General features: G+C 39.2%; 16 protein-coding genes, 2 pseudogenes and 1 other annotated feature. Of the genes and pseudogenes, 7 read left to right on the plus strand and 11 right to left on the minus strand.

Annotated elements, in window-relative coordinates:
• Positions 1-6: 6 nt before the first annotated feature.
• Positions 7-1,626: a putative polysaccharide biosynthesis protein gene (locus RCG17_RS07020; RefSeq protein WP_308174515.1), complete on the minus strand. Its 1,620-nt coding sequence runs from the start codon at positions 1,624-1,626 to the stop codon at positions 7-9.
• A 254-nt stretch (positions 1,627-1,880) separates the two neighbouring features.
• On the opposite strand from RCG17_RS07020, the pseudogene RCG17_RS07025 reads away from it, so the two are divergent.
• A pseudogene (locus RCG17_RS07025) lies at positions 1,881-3,153 on the plus strand (NAD(P)/FAD-dependent oxidoreductase).
• An 83-nt stretch (positions 3,154-3,236) separates the two neighbouring features.
• Here the strand turns inward: RCG17_RS07025 and RCG17_RS07030 are convergent.
• A complete protein-coding gene (locus tag RCG17_RS07030) occupies positions 3,237-3,422 on the minus strand; it encodes a sporulation protein Cse60 (protein ID WP_308174516.1) in 186 nt (61 codons plus the stop codon).
• Positions 3,423-3,653: 231 nt separating this feature from the next.
• Here RCG17_RS07030 and RCG17_RS07035 point away from each other — a divergent pair, with 231 nt between their 5' ends.
• The gene (locus RCG17_RS07035; RefSeq protein WP_308174517.1) at positions 3,654-4,082 is read left to right on the plus strand and encodes a hypothetical protein; all 429 of its coding nucleotides are present in this window, start codon (positions 3,654-3,656) and stop codon (positions 4,080-4,082) included.
• Positions 4,083-4,110: 28 nt separating this feature from the next.
• Entirely contained in the window at positions 4,111-4,683 is a 573-nt protein-coding gene (locus RCG17_RS07040) for a ferric reductase-like transmembrane domain-containing protein (RefSeq protein WP_308174518.1), read from the plus strand.
• Between the two features lie 33 nt (positions 4,684-4,716).
• On the opposite strand, the gene RCG17_RS07045 is transcribed toward RCG17_RS07040, so the two are convergent.
• The 5 genes from RCG17_RS07045 to RCG17_RS07065 form a co-directional block, all read right to left on the minus strand.
• Positions 4,717-5,022, minus strand: a complete 306-nt coding sequence (locus tag RCG17_RS07045) for a rhodanese-like domain-containing protein (RefSeq protein ID WP_308174519.1) — start codon at positions 5,020-5,022, stop codon at positions 4,717-4,719.
• A gap of 103 nt (positions 5,023-5,125) precedes the next feature.
• Positions 5,126-7,543 carry a leucine--tRNA ligase gene (gene leuS, locus RCG17_RS07050; protein WP_308174520.1) on the minus strand — a complete coding sequence of 806 codons (2,418 nt, stop codon included), beginning with the start codon at positions 7,541-7,543 and terminating at the stop codon, positions 5,126-5,128.
• A gap of 43 nt (positions 7,544-7,586) precedes the next feature.
• Positions 7,587-7,809: a binding site (T-box leader), on the minus strand.
• Between the two features lie 115 nt (positions 7,810-7,924).
• Positions 7,925-9,124, minus strand: coding sequence for an MDR family MFS transporter (locus RCG17_RS07055; protein ID WP_308174521.1), 1,200 nt, complete (start codon positions 9,122-9,124; stop codon positions 7,925-7,927).
• A gap of 194 nt (positions 9,125-9,318) precedes the next feature.
• The gene (locus RCG17_RS07060) at positions 9,319-9,498 is read right to left on the minus strand and encodes a glycogen biosynthesis protein GlgD (RefSeq protein WP_308174522.1); all 180 of its coding nucleotides are present in this window, start codon (positions 9,496-9,498) and stop codon (positions 9,319-9,321) included.
• A 16-nt stretch (positions 9,499-9,514) separates the two neighbouring features.
• On the minus strand, positions 9,515-9,778 hold the full coding sequence (locus tag RCG17_RS07065; protein ID WP_308174523.1) for a YtzC family protein: 264 nt from the start codon (positions 9,776-9,778) through the stop codon (positions 9,515-9,517).
• A gap of 204 nt (positions 9,779-9,982) precedes the next feature.
• On the opposite strand from RCG17_RS07065, the gene RCG17_RS07070 reads away from it, so the two are divergent.
• Positions 9,983-10,939, plus strand: a complete 957-nt coding sequence (locus tag RCG17_RS07070; RefSeq protein ID WP_308174524.1) for a tRNA modification radical SAM protein MnmL/YtqA — start codon at positions 9,983-9,985, stop codon at positions 10,937-10,939.
• A gap of 2 nt (positions 10,940-10,941) precedes the next feature.
• Positions 10,942-11,514: a tRNA 5-(aminomethyl)-2-thiouridylate-methyltransferase MnmM gene (locus RCG17_RS07075; RefSeq protein WP_308174525.1), complete on the plus strand. Its 573-nt coding sequence runs from the start codon at positions 10,942-10,944 to the stop codon at positions 11,512-11,514.
• A gap of 210 nt (positions 11,515-11,724) precedes the next feature.
• Here RCG17_RS07075 and RCG17_RS07080 read toward each other — a convergent pair.
• A pseudogene (locus RCG17_RS07080) lies at positions 11,725-12,824 on the minus strand (tetraprenyl-beta-curcumene synthase family protein).
• A gap of 13 nt (positions 12,825-12,837) precedes the next feature.
• Positions 12,838-13,641, minus strand: coding sequence for an alpha/beta hydrolase (locus RCG17_RS07085; protein ID WP_308174526.1), 804 nt, complete (start codon positions 13,639-13,641; stop codon positions 12,838-12,840).
• Between the two features lie 165 nt (positions 13,642-13,806).
• Between RCG17_RS07085 and RCG17_RS07090 the strand changes: the two genes are divergently transcribed.
• Together RCG17_RS07090 and RCG17_RS07095 are read left to right on the plus strand one after the other, a co-directional pair.
• On the plus strand, positions 13,807-14,331 hold the full coding sequence (locus RCG17_RS07090; RefSeq protein WP_308174527.1) for a gamma carbonic anhydrase: 525 nt from the start codon (positions 13,807-13,809) through the stop codon (positions 14,329-14,331).
• A gap of 67 nt (positions 14,332-14,398) precedes the next feature.
• Positions 14,399-15,268: a C39 family peptidase gene (locus RCG17_RS07095; RefSeq protein WP_308174528.1), complete on the plus strand. Its 870-nt coding sequence runs from the start codon at positions 14,399-14,401 to the stop codon at positions 15,266-15,268.
• 3 nt (positions 15,269-15,271) lie between these two features.
• On the opposite strand, the gene asnB is transcribed toward RCG17_RS07095, so the two are convergent.
• On the minus strand, positions 15,272-17,155 hold the full coding sequence (gene asnB / locus RCG17_RS07100) for an asparagine synthase (glutamine-hydrolyzing) (protein WP_308174529.1): 1,884 nt from the start codon (positions 17,153-17,155) through the stop codon (positions 15,272-15,274).
• 356 nt (positions 17,156-17,511) lie between these two features.
• Entirely contained in the window at positions 17,512-18,711 is a 1,200-nt protein-coding gene (gene metK, locus RCG17_RS07105) for a methionine adenosyltransferase (protein WP_308174530.1), read from the minus strand.
• Between the last annotated feature and the right edge of the window lie 173 nt (positions 18,712-18,884).

The raw sequence follows: 18,884 nt of genomic DNA on the forward strand, positions 1-18,884 counted from the left end.
ATAGTATTAGATTGGCAATCTTAATTTTTTCTTAATTGAATCGACGCGATTCCCAAATAAACGGTAAACAAGACGGCTTTTCAGACCTAAATAAAAATAGATTCCTGACCCTACGACCGCACACACAATGATCATAAGCAATGACTGCATCTTAGACACAGGGGAAAGGAATAACTCCAATACCTTTAAAGTAACTTCTGTACCTAACCACATTATTCCCGCAAAGATCACAATTAACATACACCGTCTTGCTACAAGACGGAAACGATAACCAGAATACATTTTAATAACGATTAAATTAATAATAATCGAAGCAGCATATCCAATAGCTGTCGCTAAAACTGCTCCTTGGGTTTCCATCGCTTTAATAAGCGGGATATTTAAGCTTAATTTAAGTAATAAACCAACAAGCAAGCTTAAGATGGTAAATCGCTGTTCATTAATCCCCTGCAAGATCGCTGCTGTTACAGAATAAAGAGAAAACAAAATAGCGACAGGTGCATATGTAGCAAGAACAGAAATTCCAAGCGGATCATGCTCATAGAAGACGGTATAAATTGGCTCTGCCAATAAAGATAAACCCAATGATGCAGGCAAAGTTAAATACAACAAAACTTGAAATGATTGATTAAGCTGATGTGTCATATCTTTAAAGTCATTTGCTACGTAAGCTTTTGTAATAGAAGGAACAAGTGTTAATGAAAATGCCGTTGCTAATGAAACAGGGATGATGACAATTTTCTGTGATTCAAAGTTTAAAATCGAAAAAGCAACATCTGCCAATTTATGTTGACCAATGGCATCCATTGCCCTTGTAAAAGTAACCTGATCAATAAATTGATACAAAGGATTGGCAATCCCTACAAAAACAAACGGTGCAGCATAAAGAAGAATTTCTTTATACATTTGCGGCAGGGAAATACTGACCGTTCCTTTATCATGTAATAAAAGTTCATCCAAATAGTGTTTTCTTGTAAACCAATACCAAAATAATACAGCCAAGCCTCCTAACGCACCAATAAAAGCTGCAAACGTTGAAACACTAACAGCATTGACAATACCGCCATGCATCATTTGCAAAACAACATAAGCTCCTACTAGTGTAAAGAGGATCCGAACAATCTGTTCAACTACTTGTGAAACGGCAGAAGGACCCATCGATTGATGTCCCTGAAAAAAGCCTCTGATTAAACTCATAAACGGCACAACAATCAATGCCCAGCTTACTGCATGCATAACGGTAGATACTTCAGTTATACTAAAAGTTTGGCTTTTATCGCTGCCAATACTCATTTCAGCCAACGCAGGTGAAGCAAAATACATGACTAAAAAAGAAGCAAATCCGGTTAACATCATGACCACCAAACCGGATTTAAAAAGTTTTCTCCCTACTGCGTATTCTTCCATCGCATTATATTTGGAAATAAACTTTGACACAGCAAGGGGGACCCCCGCTGTTGCAATGCTAATAAATATGGTATAAGGGACATAGCCATAATTGTATAACTGCGTCCCGTGCTTTCCGACAATCTGGTAAAATGGGATCACATAGAATAAACCGATAAATTTGGAAAGGAAGGTTCCAACTGTTAAAATAAAGGTTCCTCTTAAAAGCTTTGATTGCATATCATTTCTTCCCCTCGACCAAAAATGAGGCGTGAATTATTAGTCTATTATATAAGAAGTAAATTCGACCTTTTTTGCACACTATTAGTAGTGTACAACTTCTTTTCGAACTGCGCTATAATAATCCTGTTAAATTTTTTTGGTAAGTTATTTTTGAGATGGTATTAACAGATTTCAAAAATAACAGCAAATCGTTTATAATTATTTCTTAGTTTAACCTTTTTCTGGTAATCGTATATAAAGTTGGTGAAAAAATGGAATATGATGTAATTGTGATTGGCGGCGGTCCATCCGGATTAATGGCCGCGATTGGCGCCGGTGAACAGGGTGCACGTGTGTTGCTAATCGATAAAGGGGACAAACTTGGCAGAAAGTTAGCCATTTCTGGCGGGGGTCGATGCAATGTGACCAATCGGCTTCCGATAGAAGAGATCATCAAACACTTGCCTGGAAATGGGAAATTTTTGTATAGTGCTTTTTCGATTTTTAATAACGAAGACATCATTGCTTTTTTTGAAAAAATGGGTGTTACATTAAAAGAAGAAGATCATGGGCGCATGTTCCCAGCTTCTAATCGATCACAATCAGTGGTAGATGCCTTGTTAGAAAAGCTAGAGAGTCTTAAGGTTAGAGTATTTACCAATTCACCTGTAAAGGATATTATTTATGAAAATGGTAAAACGACAGCAGTTGATTTAAAAAATGGAAATCGGGTCATAACAAAGGCGGTCGTTGTGGCTGTTGGAGGTAAGTCTGTTCCCCATACAGGGTCAACAGGTGATGGCTATGCCTGGGCTGAAAAAGCTGGGCACACGATTACTGAGCTTTTTCCAACAGAAGTCCCGGTAACCTCGAATGAGCCATTTATTACGTCTAAAATACTTCAGGGCATTTCGCTTAGAGATATTAATCTTAGCGTTTTAAATCCAAAAGGTAAACCGCTCATCTCACATCGGATGGATATGATCTTTACTCATTTTGGGGTAAGCGGTCCCGCAGTCTTACGCTGCAGTCAGTTTGTCATTAAAGCGATGAAAAAATGGAACCTAAGTGAAGTAGTCATGAGCCTCGATGTACTTCCTGGACCGAACAGAAGAAGAAATCTTTCAAGAAATTATGAAATATATGAAAACGGACACTAAGAAAAGTATTAAAAACATCCTGAAAGGATTTCTTCCGGAACGCTACCTGCTATTTTTGCTCGAGCAAGCGGAGATTGACCAAAATATGCAGGGAGGGACAGTTTCAAATGAAAAACTTCGATCTTTTGCAAAGCTCATTAAGAACTTTACCTTTCGAGTGAATGGTACGCTTCCATTAGAAAAAGCGTTTGTAACAGGCGGAGGCGTTTCGATAAAGGAAATTGAACCACAAACCATGGCCTCAAAGAAAATGAACGGTCTTTATTTCTGTGGTGAAATTCTTGATGTTCACGGCTATACAGGTGGTTACAATATCACCTCTGCTCTTGTGACAGGTCGCCTTGCTGGAACGAATGCAGCTCAATACATAAAGAAAACCCGCTGATTGGCGAGCCCCTAAGGGCGAAGACAGAGGCGGAGTTGCCCTTACTTTCTTATTAGCCAAAAATAATCGGTCATGATTAGTAGTCATGACCGATAGATTATCATTGCTGTAAAACAATAAATTTGTTCCTCTTCATCTTCTTCCGGTAGTGCCGCAACATTATATTTGATATCTATTAATTTCCTCTCATCTATTCCTTTCAAAAAACGATTCATCTCTTTTTCTAAATCCTTTTCATGCTCACGGTCAAATAGTTTAACTTGAATCAATGTCCTCTCCCCTTTCCACTCTTTATCCATTATTAACTTTTTTTCAGAATTTTATAAAACAAATGTTAAATCTGAATTATTTTGGAAAAAATTACAATATAAAAACTAACTTTATAGAAAAAATTAAGAGAATTTTAAGTTTTGGGTTGTAAAGTACAAATTAGTCACGAGATGATATACCGAATATTAACTTAAATGCTTAGAAGACATTTTTTGAAAGGGGCCATTAAATTGGACAAAAAGCAGTTTACCTCATGGGGAGTAAGCTTTGGAAGCCTTGCTCTTGTTGCAGGTATGGTTTCGTACTTGGGGCTAACAAACAAAAATACAACAATTTCTAATAGAACTACACAATCACCAGCAGCAAGTCAAAATTTAGACCAACAATCTCCCTCAAGTTCAAACAGGGGTGAACAAAATTCCGTTGGTTCAACAAATAATGATGATCAATCAATGACTGATGACGGCAGTTCCTCCAATTCTGGGGATGACCAAACGACGAATAATAACGGACCTACACTTAATTTTGGGGATGGATCATCAGGGGATAGTGGCCAGCCTGCCATTGATAATGGTAATTCATCACAAAATAGTAACCAAGTTTCCGGAAGAAGCTTTGGCCATCACGGTCGTTTTGATACAACTACAGGTGGAACCTGATTTTTAAATAAGAAAGAAGGAGAATCTTTTGCAGACATTGGAATGGTATATGATCCGAGGCACCGGTACAGTAGCCTATATACTATTATATTTAACTGTGATTGTTGGCCTTTTTTCGCAGGTACAGAAAAAACGGAAAAAGAAGATGACTAGTGCCATTAATCTTCACGAAGAACTCTCTAACTGGGCAATGATCCTGGTAGGAGGACACTTAGGGCTTTTATTACTTGACACCTATATTGGGTTTAAATGGACCGAAGTTTTTGTTCCATTTAATACCAGCTATAAACCGATTCCAATGGCTCTAGGTACGTTGTCTTTCTATTTTCTCATTATTACTTTCATAACATCAAAACTACGAAAAAAAGTCGGCTATCTTAGATGGCGAAAATTACATGCGCTAAATCCCATTCTTTATATCTTGGTTACTATCCATGGCTTATGGATTGGAACGGACTTTAATCCTGAAATTTTAGCAATTGCAAATTTAATTCCGTTCCCAATTATAGGAATATTCGCCTTGCTTATGAAATTTACAAAAGCGAAACCACAGCCAAAAACAACACGTGCAGCAGTTACAAGGACTAGGTATACTGATTAAAAAAACAGGAAAGGGCAGCCCTTTCCTGTTTTCTTATTCGACATCTCCTGTCCATTCAAGCATCCCGCCAATCATGTTACGGACTTTGTAGCCTTGGTCCTTCAGATATAGACAAACATTTCCACTCCGGTGGCTTGAACGGCAAATAAAAATATATTCTTTATTCTTATCAAAATAATCCAGATTACCAGGAATCTCATTCATCGGAATATGTTTTGCCCCAGGAATTTTCCCCTGCACTACTTCAAAGTCTTCCCGCACATCAACAAGCTCGAGTTTCTCCCCCGCTTCAAGCTTCTTTTTTAATTCCTCTGTTGTTATAATCTTTACGTCTTCCATAACATGCACCCCTTTTTAGAAAAACATCCTCCAAATTTAAGGAGGATGTTCATTTATAAAAACTTTATCGTAGGACCTAATAGAAGTCCAGTTTTACAACTCTTTAGTTCGCTACAATATTTACCAATTTACCTGGTACAGTAATCACCTTGCGAACGGTTTTTCCTTCAATTTGTTCCTTAATTTTTTCATCATCCATCGCAATTTGCTCAAGATCTTCCTTGCTGGCCCCAGTTGGAACAGTAAGCTTATGCTTTACCTTACCGTTAACTTGAATCACAATTTCAATTTCATTATCAATTAACTTCGATTCATCATATGCTGGCCATCCTTCATATGAAATCGTATCCGTATGCCCAAGCTTTTCCCAAAGCTCTTCGGCAAGATGTGGAGCAATTGGTGAAAGAAGTTTAACAAATCCCTCCATATATTGTTTAGGAAGAACCGTTGATTTATAGGCATCATTGATAAATACCATCATTTGCGAAATGGCTGTATTAAAATGAAGTGCCTCTATATCATCTGTCACCTTTTTAACGGTTTGATGATATGTTTTTTCAAGGTTTGCTGCTTCTTCTGTATCTTGAATCTTCGGATTTAACACACCGTTATCCTCAACATATAAGCGCCAAATACGATCCAGGAAGCGGCGGGCACCATCAAGGCCATTGGTAGACCAGGCAATTGATGCATCCAGCGGTCCCATAAACATTTCGTATAAGCGCAGTGTATCTGCACCGTGACTATTCACAATATCATCAGGGTTCACAACGTTACCCTTTGATTTACTCATTTTTTCATTATTTTCACCAAGTATCATCCCTTGGTTAAATAACTTTTGGAATGGCTCTTTCGTAGGGACAACACCGATATCATACAAAAACTTATGCCAGAAACGAGCATAGAGCAAGTGAAGTACAGCATGCTCCGCACCGCCAATATATATATCAACAGGCAGCCATTCGTTTAACTTTTCAGGTGAAGCAAGCTGCTCACTATTTTTAGGATCAATATAACGCAAGTAATACCAGCAGCTTCCTGCCCATTGCGGCATTGTATTGGTCTCTCTGCGTCCTTTTTGGCCTGTTTCAGGGTCAACCACATTAACCCAATCTGCGATATTAGCAAGTGGTGATTCACCTGTTCCAGATGGCTTGATTTCGGTTGTTTTTGGCAACATCAAGGGCAGCTGGTCTTCAGGAACAGTTGCCCTTGTACCGTCTTCCCAATGAATAATCGGGATCGGCTCACCCCAATACCGCTGACGGCTAAACAACCAGTCACGGAGACGGTAAGTAACTTTCTTTGCTCCTATCCCTTGCTCTTCTAACCAGGCTATTGCTTTTTTAATTGCTTCCACTTTGTTAAGACCATTTAAGAAGCCTGAGTTGATATGCTCTCCATCGCCAATATATGCTTCACTTTCAATACTGCCGCCAGCAACAACTTGACGGATTGGCAGATCAAATACTTTCGCAAATTCATAGTCGCGTTCATCATGGCCAGGAACAGCCATAATTGCCCCTGTTCCATAGCTTGCAAGAACATAATCCGCGATCCAGATTGGCATTTTTTCATTATTTATCGGGTTAATAGCATAGGCACCAGTGAAAACTCCGGTTTTTTCCTTTGCAAGATCTGTACGTTCAAGATCACTTTTACTCTTAACTTTGTCTAAGTAAGCTGCAATAGCTTCCTTTTGAACTTCCGTCGTGATTTTTTCAACAAGCACATGTTCCGGAGCAAGAACTGCATAGGTAGCACCAAATAATGTATCGGGACGAGTAGTGAATACGGTAAATGTTTCATCATGTCCACCAATATTAAAGGTAATCTCTGCCCCTTCTGAGCGGCCAATCCAGTTACGCTGCATATCTTTAATACTTTCAGGCCAATCTAATTCTTCAAGATCTTCAAGCAGACGATCAGCATAAGCTGTAATTCGAAGCATCCACTGTTTCATTGGACGACGTTCAACTGGATGACCTCCGCGCTCACTTTTTCCATTAATGACTTCTTCATTAGCCAAAACAGTACCAAGTGCCGGGCACCAGTTAACAGCAACCTCATCAATATAGGCAAGGCCTTTGTTGTAAAGCTGTAGAAATATCCATTGAGTCCATTTGTAATACTCAGGATCGGTTGTATTTACTTCGCGATCCCAATCATATGAAAAACCAAGTGATTTAATTTGTCGACGGAAATTATCAATATTTTTCTTGGTAAATTCCGCAGGATCATTACCTGTATCCAATGCATATTGTTCAGCAGGCAAACCAAAGGCATCCCAGCCCATTGGGTGAAGGACATTATAACCTTGCATCCTTTTTAAACGTGAAAGAATATCCGTTGCTGTATATCCTTCGGGATGGCCAACATGAAGCCCTGCACCAGATGGATATGGAAACATATCTAATGCATAGAATTTTCTTTTCCCTTTGTCTTCTTTTGTTTTAAATGTTTTTTCTTCTTCCCATTTCTTTTGCCACTTTTTTTCAATTTGTTGATGGTCGAAGCTCATCGTCATTTCCTCCTAATTAAAATAAAAAACTCCCATCCCTCAAACAAGGGACGAGAGATTATGTATGAATCTTCCCGCGGTACCACCCACATTAGTGTTATGAACACTCGCTTAATCATCCTTAACGCGGAATACGACAAACATTACTTCTTTCATGTTTGCAACTCACGAGGCGAGTTCATGACTTCCCGAATTTGACTTGCACCATCCGTCAACTCTCTATCCTCGGGATTACTCCATTACTACTCCTCATTCAATGTTATTAAAAATATAAAAGTATAGGGATATTGTATTAAACTTTGCAACAGGATGCAAGTAATCCTATTATACAAAATCAGTTTAGACGTCAACAATACGATTTATACGCAAAAAACCAGACCTTTAGCAGATCTGGCTTTTTTTATGCTTCAATGGCAGCTTTTTTTCCTTTAAATTGTGATCATAAATGAATGTTGTCAAAAAAGAGATGATAAACAGTCCAATCATGACAATAAATAGTATCGGCATTCCATACGTATCAACAAGCATCCCGCCTGCAAGAGGTCCAAGCATTCTGCCGCCGGTTGCCGTACTGTTAACAAAACCCTGATAAAAACCTTCTCTCCCCTTTGGTGCCAGCTGAAAAGCAACCGTTGGCACTGCAGGCCATACAAACATTTCACCAATTGTTAAAATAATCATACCTACCACAAATCCCTTAAAAGAATGGGCATATGCAGCAGCTAAAAATGAACCAATAAAGACAACCATACCAATCAGCATTTGCGTTTTTAAGGATTTTGCAAAATACTTGATAAAAACTTTAACGACGGGCTGTCCAAAGACAATCATTGCCCCGTTGATTGTCCATAAAAGACCGTACTGTTTAAGTGAAATATGAAGTTCCTGGATATATGCTGCGATTGTGGTCGACCATTGTACATAGGCAGCCCAGCCGAGCAAATATCCAATGCACAAAATTAACAAAGCCCTTAAGTTTTTCTGGTTTTGCTTTACTTCGGCTGGATGTGCCTCAGTCATTTTTATATTGTTAACGACTGAGATTCCTCGGTAACCAAAGACAGCCAAACATAAAAAAATAAAATACATGAATGTATTTGCAATAAAAATGTATTGGAAGGAATAATCCGCAACAAAACCACCCAGTGCCGACCCGATCGCAACACCCAGATTTGCGGCAACATACATGGCATTAAAGGCTTTTCGCCCGCCTTCTTTCCATACAGACCCCGCCATTGCGTACATGGGCGGAAAGATAATGCCTGTTCCCAATCCGATACCCACTAAAAAGATAATATATTCAGGCCAACTGTTCCAAATAGATAAACATATAAGTGCAGCAAGTGTTGTTCCTATTCCTATTAGAACTGTTTTGTAACCGCCAATTTTATCATAGAAGCTCCCGCCTAATAAATTTCCAATGACTGTAGCTGCCGAATTACACATAAGAACGACACCTGCAACCGATAACGATTTTCCTAAATGATCATGAATATAGATTGTATTTAACGGCCATAAAAAGGAGGATCCTGTCATATTCACAGCCATCCCGACAATTAGAAGCCACAAAGCACGCGGCATGATTACGCCCCTTTACACTTTAAGATATTTCGATAACCAAATTATTTTAGAATGTTTCACTTTTGATTTCAATCCTTTATAAAATTGTTATAAAATTAAAATTTTGACTGGTTTCGGATATATGATCAAAACGTACGGATATATAAACCCATAAAAAAACACCCCCAAAATATGGGGGTAGCGATATTTGTATCTTATCTTGCTTGTTCCGGCTCTTGATGCATTTTCGATTTAACTGGCTGGCCGCCTGATTTTTCATATTTCAATTTTGATTGCTTAACAACATCAACATCCTGTCCAAGCTCAAGGTCTTGATTATTAATGCCATTTTTTGTTTTTTGTTCTGGATTTTGTTGTTTGGAGCGCTTTTTCACTTTATTTTCCTCCTCGTTATGGCCCTTGCAAAATCATTTTGTTTTGTAAGTCTTGAAGCTGAAGTCTCACACGATGAAGCTGGTCTCGCTGCTGTGAATTGGCACTATGCGCCATTTTACAAACATCCTGATAGGATTGCTCAATTGTTTGCAAGGCATCTGTATAACCATCATTGTTGTAATGCTGTTGAACACTGCTTTCCTCATACTGTTCCTGGGCATAACGAATAGCATCCTCACATTGTTGAATCAAAGTTTCCATTGAATCCCGAGTTGCCATCTTAAAACCCCCTTTAGATTTAAACCCCCATTGAAGCAAACAGCTTCTTTTCTTATAGTGTACACTCGGGCGTGTTCCTATCACTGCAAACCCGCTGAGATTTACTGGCAATTAAGGATATAAGCATTATTGGCGATGGATTTCAATTCATGATAAAATTTAATTTATGCTTTTATTTTTAAATAACAAGGAGGTTTGGTGAAAATGATTGAGACCAACCCTTTTCCATATGCTTTAGACAATAAGCGTTACCATACATGGAATTATCATCTTCGGCAAGAATTCGGCCATAAAGTATTTAAGATCGCTCTTGATGGCGGTTTTGATTGCCCGAATCGGGATGGCACGGTTGCACACGGAGGCTGTACGTTTTGCAGTGCAGCAGGATCTGGAGATTTTGCGGGGAACCGAGTTGAGACACTCGAAAAACAATTTCAAGATATCAAAGAAAAAATGCATACCAAATGGAAAGATGGCAAATATATGGCCTACTTTCAGGCATTTACCAATACACATGCACCTGTAGAGATCTTGCGCGAGAAATATGAAACAGTCTTAAAACAGGAGAACGTCGTTGGATTATCGATAGCCACTCGTCCCGATTGCCTTCCAGATGATGTTGTCGAATATTTAGCGGAACTCAATGAAAGAACATATTTATGGGTTGAACTTGGACTGCAAACAGTTCACGAAAAAACTGCCTCGTTAATTAATCGTGCCCATGATTTTAAAAGTTATGTTGAAGGTGTCAATAAACTTAGAAAGCATGGTATCCGAGTTTGTTCCCACATCATCAACGGGCTACCGCTGGAAACAAAGGACATGATGATGGAAACCGCACGTGAAGTGGCAAAGTTAGATGTCCAAGGGATAAAAATTCACTTATTGCATCTGTTAAAAGGGACACCAATGGTCAAACAATATGAAAAAGGAATGGTTGACTTTCTTTCAAAGGAAGATTATGTAAACCTTGTTTGCGACCAATTGGAAATAATCCCGTCGGAAATGATTGTGCATCGAATTACTGGTGATGGACCCATTGATCTTATGATCGGGCCAATGTGGAGTGTTAATAAATGGGAAGTCCTCAATGCTATTGATGATGAGCTCAAGCGAAGGGACAGCTATCAAGGTAAATTTTTCGAAAGGTCCGGGAAATAAACATGAAATTGGATCGAATCCTTCCTTTTGCAAAAATCTTACTTGAAAAAGCAGTAAAGTCTGGAGATGCTGTCGTCGATGCCACAATCGGCAATGGTCATGATACGTTATTTCTTGCTAATCTTGTCGGAGAAGATGGTCGGGTATACGGGTTTGATGTTCAGCACGAAGCGGTGACCGCAACAGAGGAGCTTATCCGAAGCAATGGGCTTTCAAACCGTGTAACCCTTTTTCAACAAGGACATGAAAATTTGTCCACTTGTATTCCTCAAGATGAAAATGGAAAGATAACGGGTGCCATTTTTAATCTTGGCTATTTGCCAGGAAGTGATAAATCAGTCATTACCAAGCCAAATACAACCATTTCAGCAGTGGAACAGCTATTAAACGTTATGGCTCCTGAAGGAATCATTGTGCTTGTGATTTATTACGGACACCCCGGCGGAGAGATTGAGCGTGACAGCCTGCTTGAGTATTGTAACCAACTTGATCAAAATCTGGCCCATGTATTGGAATACAAATTTATGAACCAGAAGAATAATCCGCCATTTATAGTGGCTATTGAGAAAAGATAAAACCAGGCTGTCATTTGGCCTGGTTTTTCTTGTTCTGATTACCTTCATAGTCTCATTTCTCTGCTCATGTATCCCAGATTCCGATTCTGATTACCTTCGTGGTCTCATTTATCTGCTCTTGTGCCTCAGATTCCGATTCTGATTACCTTCTTAGCCTCTTTTCACTGCTCATGTGCTTCAGATTCCGATTCTGCTCATGTGCCCCAAATACTATTGCTGAAGCGATGTTATATTCACTTTAACGGATGTAAACCATTTTTGAAAAGAACGGTAAGCACGTCCATTAACGTAGAAAAAATAGCTTGTCATGCCGCCTGTTTTAATCATTTCCTTTGCAAGCTTGTGCACATTTTTCTGCTTGCGGACCTTCTCATCGGAAAGATAAATCCCTAACAATCCGCGATTAATGAGACGATGAAATTTTTTATGTGGCAGGAGCTCAGTATGGCGGTCGGCTTCCCTGACAAAATGCTTAAGCCGCTTAAACAATTGTTCTTCATTTTCATAGTAAAAACAAAAATTTAAATCGCCTTCATTACGGTCCTCTTCTTGATCGATTAAATAATCCAACATAATATGTAAGCCTTGAATATAAGGAAAATACCCGCTGCGAATATGTGCTGCATCCTCTATTTGAAAATCCTCTCTCATGGCATAAGAAATCAGACAAAAGATCCCGAGGGTCGAACCGGAGCACGCAGAAAATTCATACCACTCCATCTCTGGTAATTGGGTTTGATAGTCATTAAACCACTTCTGCAAACGGGGTACCCGTTCTTCCGGTTAACATGCTTATGAATTTGTAAATCACAATAATACTGACATAATTCAAGTAAGTAGTTTTTAATCCAATCATAATGAATCAATTCAGATAGAATCGATCGGCAGGTTTTAGCTAAATCATATAAATAACTTCCATCGTCCTGATCATCACGAAGCCGATAATAATTTTTCACCTCTGGCTCCAATGTCAAAGCGTCCGCCATTGATTCGTGTAAGGCAGTGAAATCATCTGGATCAAGGGAAGTACTGCGATCACATAGATTATCTAAATAGTCACTAATTGTTTGATAAGCCACAATAAATTTGACGGCTTTTTTTAATTGTTTTTTTGCCATTAAAGCAAGGATGGCCCCTCCCTCACAATGGAAGGTTTTATGTTCAATACTTGCTAATGCCTGTCTTCTTAATTCAGGGTTTGGGATTTCACTTGCTCTCTTCTTCCAATACGCCAATTCCTGATGAACTGCAGGGAAAATTTTGTAATATACGTTTGACATTAAGCTAATTGGCATAGTCGAAAGCACCATTCATCCACCTCTTTTAAACAATATAGCCAATGGCTTTTAATTGGCTGGTAACAAAGTCCTTTGCGTATTCAAAAACTTCTTCACGCTCAGGCTCATTAAAAATTTCGTGATAGCACTTTGGCCATTCTTTAAATCTTTTTTCTGATAATGGCACACCATTAAACCACTCTTTGACCATTTTTTTGTTAACAATCTTATCATCCCCGCCTTGCATAGCTAGCATTGGCACATCCTGTATATCTCCAATTTTTTCAAACGCCAGCTTGATAGCAGCAGATAATTCCCGATACCATCTTATCGAAACCTTTGTAATGTATAGTGTGTCATTTACATCTGCTTCACGAACATCAGGGTTTCTTGTTGCCATCTGAACGGTTAATCCAGAATTAAGCCTCAATGAAGGATAGATGACATTTAACCCATATGAGAGAGCATCTAATAATTTTGGCGGTGTCTTTACTAAGCCTAAACATGGCGAGGATAAAATCAGTCCAGCTATATTTAATCTTTCTTCTTGCAAAAGCCGAATGGAAATCAATCCGCCCATGCTATGTCCAAGTAAAAATACCGGTAAATCATAGCGGTATGCGGCTTGAATCCAATCCTTTACTTCAAAAATGTACTCATCAAAGGAATCGATATGTCCTCGGTTGGACCGTGTCGTCATACCTTGACCGGGAAGATCACCCATGATGATATGAAAGCCCGAAGTTCGCCACATTTCAATCAGCCACCCGTAACGTCGATGATGCTCCATCGCTCCATGGACCATAACAATTACCGCTTTCGCTTCACCTTCCGCTTCCCACTTCCACATATTTCCCCCTCCTAAGGCAACAAATTCACATTTAAAAAATTTTTTCCCTGTTTATATCCTATGTAATAAAGGTACTATATCACAAAAAAGATTAAAACTTTATGCAAAAAGCTTTCACGAAATGTTGCAGATTCGTTAGAATAAAAGAGAAAGGAGCGAAAAAAATTGATCTATCCCTATAAAGGCAAGCACCCAAAAATTGCTGATTCCGCTTTCATAGCTGATTATGTCACGGTTACAGGTGATGTTGAAATTGGTGAACAATCAGGAATCTGGTTTAATACCTCTATTAGAGGCGATGTTGCCCCTACTATTATTGGCAAAAAAGTAAATGTACAAGACAACTGTGTTCTTCATCAAAGCCCCAACAATCCGCTCATCCTGGAGGATGAAGTCAGCGTTGGCCATTCAGTTATTTTACATAGCTGTATCATAAGAAAAAAAGCATTGATTGGAATGGGCTCCATTATTTTGGATCAGGCAGAAATCGGCGAAGGAGCCTTCGTTGGTGCGGGAAGTCTTGTTTCACAAGGTAAGAAGATTCCGCCAAATACCCTCGCCTTTGGCAGACCAGCAAAAGTAGTTAGAGAACTCACAGCTGAAGATCGAAAAGACATGGAACGCATCATTAGAGAATACACCGAAAAAGCAAGCTATTACAAATCACAACAAGAAGAAAAGAAAAAGTAACATATTCTTTCTATTATTAACTTTGACACCAGGATTGACTCCAAGATTAAATAATTTAGGTGGTAATATGTATTCTTTATATCCACAAATTTTCGTTCTAATCATCCTATTCATTCTTCTCTTGTGGTTATTAAAAAAAGCTGCACGGATCTTTAAGTCGGCGTTTATGTTCTTTGTCATTTTTTTTATTTTAATAACTGGATTTTTATTGGACAGTTCGAAAACTGAGCATGTAGCTTTGGCCTTTTCTTCGATAAAAAATTGGTTCCACTCATCGGCACCAACCAGTTTTCTCGGGGAACATTTAAATTTTCCAAACACATCATCAACAAAAGATCAGGTGCTGCTAGATGCTCCGACTTTTGCTCAGCTGCCTGAACTTCCTCGCGGCTGTGAGGTTACAAGCCTAGCCATGCTTCTAAACTATGCCGGCGTGAAGGTTGACAAAATGGAGCTTGCGGAAAAAATAAAAAAAGACCAAACCCCAAGAACGGTGATTAATGGAACTGTTCATTTCGGAAACCCCGATGATGGTTTTGTTGGGAATATGTACAACTTAAATGAACCTGGATATGGAGTTTATCATGAACCAATTGCTGAACTTGCGGAAAACTATCTGCCCTGGAGAATAAAGGATTTATCCAGCTCCGACTTCAATGATTTGAAACTTTATCTTTCAGATGGCAAACCTATTTGGGTGATTACGAATACCTTGTACCAACAACTTGGCGACGGTCAGTTTCAAACATGGGATACACCAACTGGCAGTGTAAAAATTTCGTATAAAGAGCATGCAGTTCTATTAACAGGATATGATCAACAAAATATCTATTTTAATGATCCACTTACAGGAGAGAAAAATAAAAAAGCACCCATTGCGGATTTTAAAGAATCCTGGGTGCAAATGGGAAGTCAGGCTATTACGTATCTTCCCTAGGTATTAATGCTGCAGGGCCATTTCTTTTTGGAACGAATAAACTTCCTCCACATAGATCTGGTGCCAAACCATGAACATCAACACAGTCCAAATCTTTCTGCTGTTGTCGGCCTTGCCTTGACAATGGTCTTCAAGCAGATTTAACACATATTGTTTATTAATTAAATGATCCGTATGGCTTTCACGGATTATTTTTTTTGCCCATTCATTCATCTCATTTTTTAGCCAATGACGAATTGGGACAGGGAAACCAAGTTTTTTGCGATCTAATACATGATCTGGAACAATTCCTTCAGCTGCTTTACGTAAAATATATTTGGTTGTCCCGTTTGCTGTTTTTAAGCTGGTTGGTATTTTTGAAGCAACTTTGAACACTTCTTTATCAAGGAATGGAACACGCAGCTCTAATGAATGTGCCATCGTAACCCTGTCCGCTTTTAAGAGGATATCGCCACGCATCCAAGTGTGGATATCAATATACTGCATCCGATCAACAGGATCGTAGCCTTTGCTTTCATTATATAGCGGTCTAGTGATATCCGTGTAATCCAACCCTGGTCGATAAACCTTTAATAAGGCACGTTTATCTTCTTCGGTAAACATTTTGGCATTCCCAATATAGCGTTCTTCCATCGGGGTTACTCCGCGTTCGATAAAGCTCTTGCCTTTCATCCCTTCAGGCATCATCATCGCAATTCTTTTTAGAAGGACTTTACCCACCCTTGGAATCTTATTAAACACTTCAAGGGATTGCGGTTCACGGTATATGTTATAACCGCCAAACAATTCGTCAGCACCTTCACCGGATAAAACAACGGTAACATGCTTTCTTGCTTCACGAGCCACAAAGTAAAGCGGAACACAGGCAGGATCTGCCAACGGATCGTCCATATGCCACATAATTTTAGGCACTTCGTTCATATACTCTTCTGGAGTGATTACGTAGCTGATGTTCTCGACCCCAAGTTTTTCAGCTGTTTCCTTGGCAACATCAATTTCACTAAACCCATTGCGTTCAAACCCAACTGAAAAGGTTTTGATCGCTGGATGAAATTCTTTTGCAATCGAAGCAATTATCGAAGAATCAATTCCTCCAGATAAAAAGGAACCAACAGGAACATCACTGCGCATATGCACTTTAACGGAGTCGAAAAGGACATCTTTGATTTCTTTAATAAAATCAGCTTCCGTCTGGTGAACCGGCTTAAAATGTGCTTTCCAATATTTTTTAATTTCCATTGGCGAGCCAATCTTTTTTGTAAAATAATGACCAGGCTCTAGTTTTTTAATTCCTTCTGTCATCGTACCTGGCTCTGGAACAAATTGATAAGTTAAATAATGCTGCAGGGCATCATAGTTTAAAAGGGTATTTTCTTGTGCCAGTAAAATGCTTTTTTTCTCCGATGCAAAAAAGGTTCTTTCCCCTTCTTCGCAATAAAAGAATGGTTTAATTCCAAACGGGTCCCTTGCCCCAATTAGCTTTTGCTCTTGCTTATCCCAAATTACAAAAGCAAACATCCCGCGTAGTTTTTCCACTGCCTTTTCCTTTAGATGACTGTATAAGGCAAGAATGACTTCTGTATCTGAGCTGGTTGCAAACTGTAAGCCTTCTTTGAGAAGTTCTTCACGAAGCTCAACATAATTGTAAATTTCACCATTAAAGATGATCCAATAACGTTCATTTTCATACGTTAGCGGTTGATGACCGCTTTCGATATCAATGATACTCAATCGGCGGAAACCAAATTGAATATGATCGTCATAATAGAATCCATCATCATCTGGTCCGCGATGGGTAATAAGATCGTTCATATTTTTAAATTGCTGTTTTTGATCGTCACGATAATTTTGTGTTTTTTCGTGGACACAGCCAATAAAGCCACACATTATGTACCTCACCTACTCCAATCTTAAATCACTTTTCTATTCCATTTTTGAATACAAAAAGTCGAAAATGCATACTCTCTCATACTACCACTAATCCAAAAAAATTTGCACCAATAAGAAGAGGAAAATTCAGTTACCATCAGTTTTACCTATTTATTTAAGCGTAAACTTAGTTCTAAAGAATTATAGAAAACTCGCCGACTGACGATCCTAAAGGCGAAGGCAGAGGCGTAGTTGCACTTGCCACGCTCGTAGAGCGCCACGTCCTGTGGCACTCGCCTGACTAGGACATCCTGTCCGTCGTGCTATTAGGCAAACAAAAAAACAGGAGCTACAAAACCCCTGTTTTTATTTGCTTAAATACCTGCTTGCTGTTTTAGTACATCTGCCTTATCTGTACGTTCCCATGGAAGGTCGATATCTGTTCGGCCAAAATGTCCGTAAGCTGCTGTTTGTTTGTAGATTGGGCGGCGCAAGTCTAACATCTTAATAATTCCAGCTGGACGCAGATCAAAGTTTTTACTCACCAAATCAACTAAAACATCTTCGCTCACTTTTCCGCTACCAAACGTATCTACGGCAATCGAGACTGGCTTGGCAACACCAATTGCGTAAGCAAGCTGTACTTCTACCTTATCAGCAAGCCCGGCGGCTACGATATTTTTGGCAACATAACGTGCAGCATATGCAGCAGAGCGGTCAACCTTTGTAGGATCTTTACCAGAAAAGGCACCGCCGCCATGGCGAGCATAACCGCCATATGTATCTACGATGATTTTACGGCCAGTTAAGCCTGCATCACCCTGCGGACCTCCGATGACAAAACGGCCTGTGGGATTAATAAAATATTTCGTATTTTCATTGAGCAATTCAGCAGGAACAACCGGTTGGATCACATGTTCCTTTAAATCAGTTTGAATTTGTTCCAAAGTAATTTCAGGGTTATGCTGTGTTGAAATAACAATGGTATCCACTCTAACGGGTTTATTATTTTCGTCATACTCAACGGTTACTTGTGTTTTTCCATCCGGACGAAGGTAAGACAGGGTTTCATCTTTCCGAACTTCTGTTAATCTTCGTGCTAATTTATGAGCAAGTGAGATTGGCAGCGGCATAAGCTCTTTTGTTTCATTACAAGCATAGCCAAACATCAAGCCCTGGTCCCCAGCCCCAATGGCTTCAATTTCTTCATCAGTCATTTGTCCTTCACGCGCTTCAAGCGCCTGGTTAACACCCATTGCAATATCTGGTGACTGTTCATCAATCGAAGTTAAAACCGCACAGGTTTCAGCGTCAAAACCGTATTTTGCTCGGGTATAACCAATGTTTCGAATGGTTTCACGAACAATTTTGGGAATATCAACATAGGTAGAAGTTGTAATTTCTCCAGCAACCAAGACCAAACCTGTTGTCACAGAAGTCTCAGCTGCAACACGTGCATTAGCATCCTTTGCTAAGATAGCGTCTAAAATGGAATCAGAAATTTGGTCACAGATTTTATCTGGATGACCTTCAGTTACTGATTCAGAAGTGAACAAACGACGTTTTGTTGACATCTGAATTCCTCCTAAAATGTAATAAAATGAGGATCTTGGAAGAACCAATTACCTCAGTTTGATACGGAACTCATTTCCCTTAATAGTATGTATAAACAAGGAATTTTTATGAACCTCTTACAAAAGCTCTCTTATTATATGCAAACGACAAAGGCATTGCGCCAATTTAACCT

Origin of the sequence: Neobacillus sp. PS3-12 (assembly GCF_030915385.1) — a bacterium.
Classification (GTDB): Bacteria; Bacillota; Bacilli; order Bacillales; family Cytobacillaceae; genus JAEVLT01.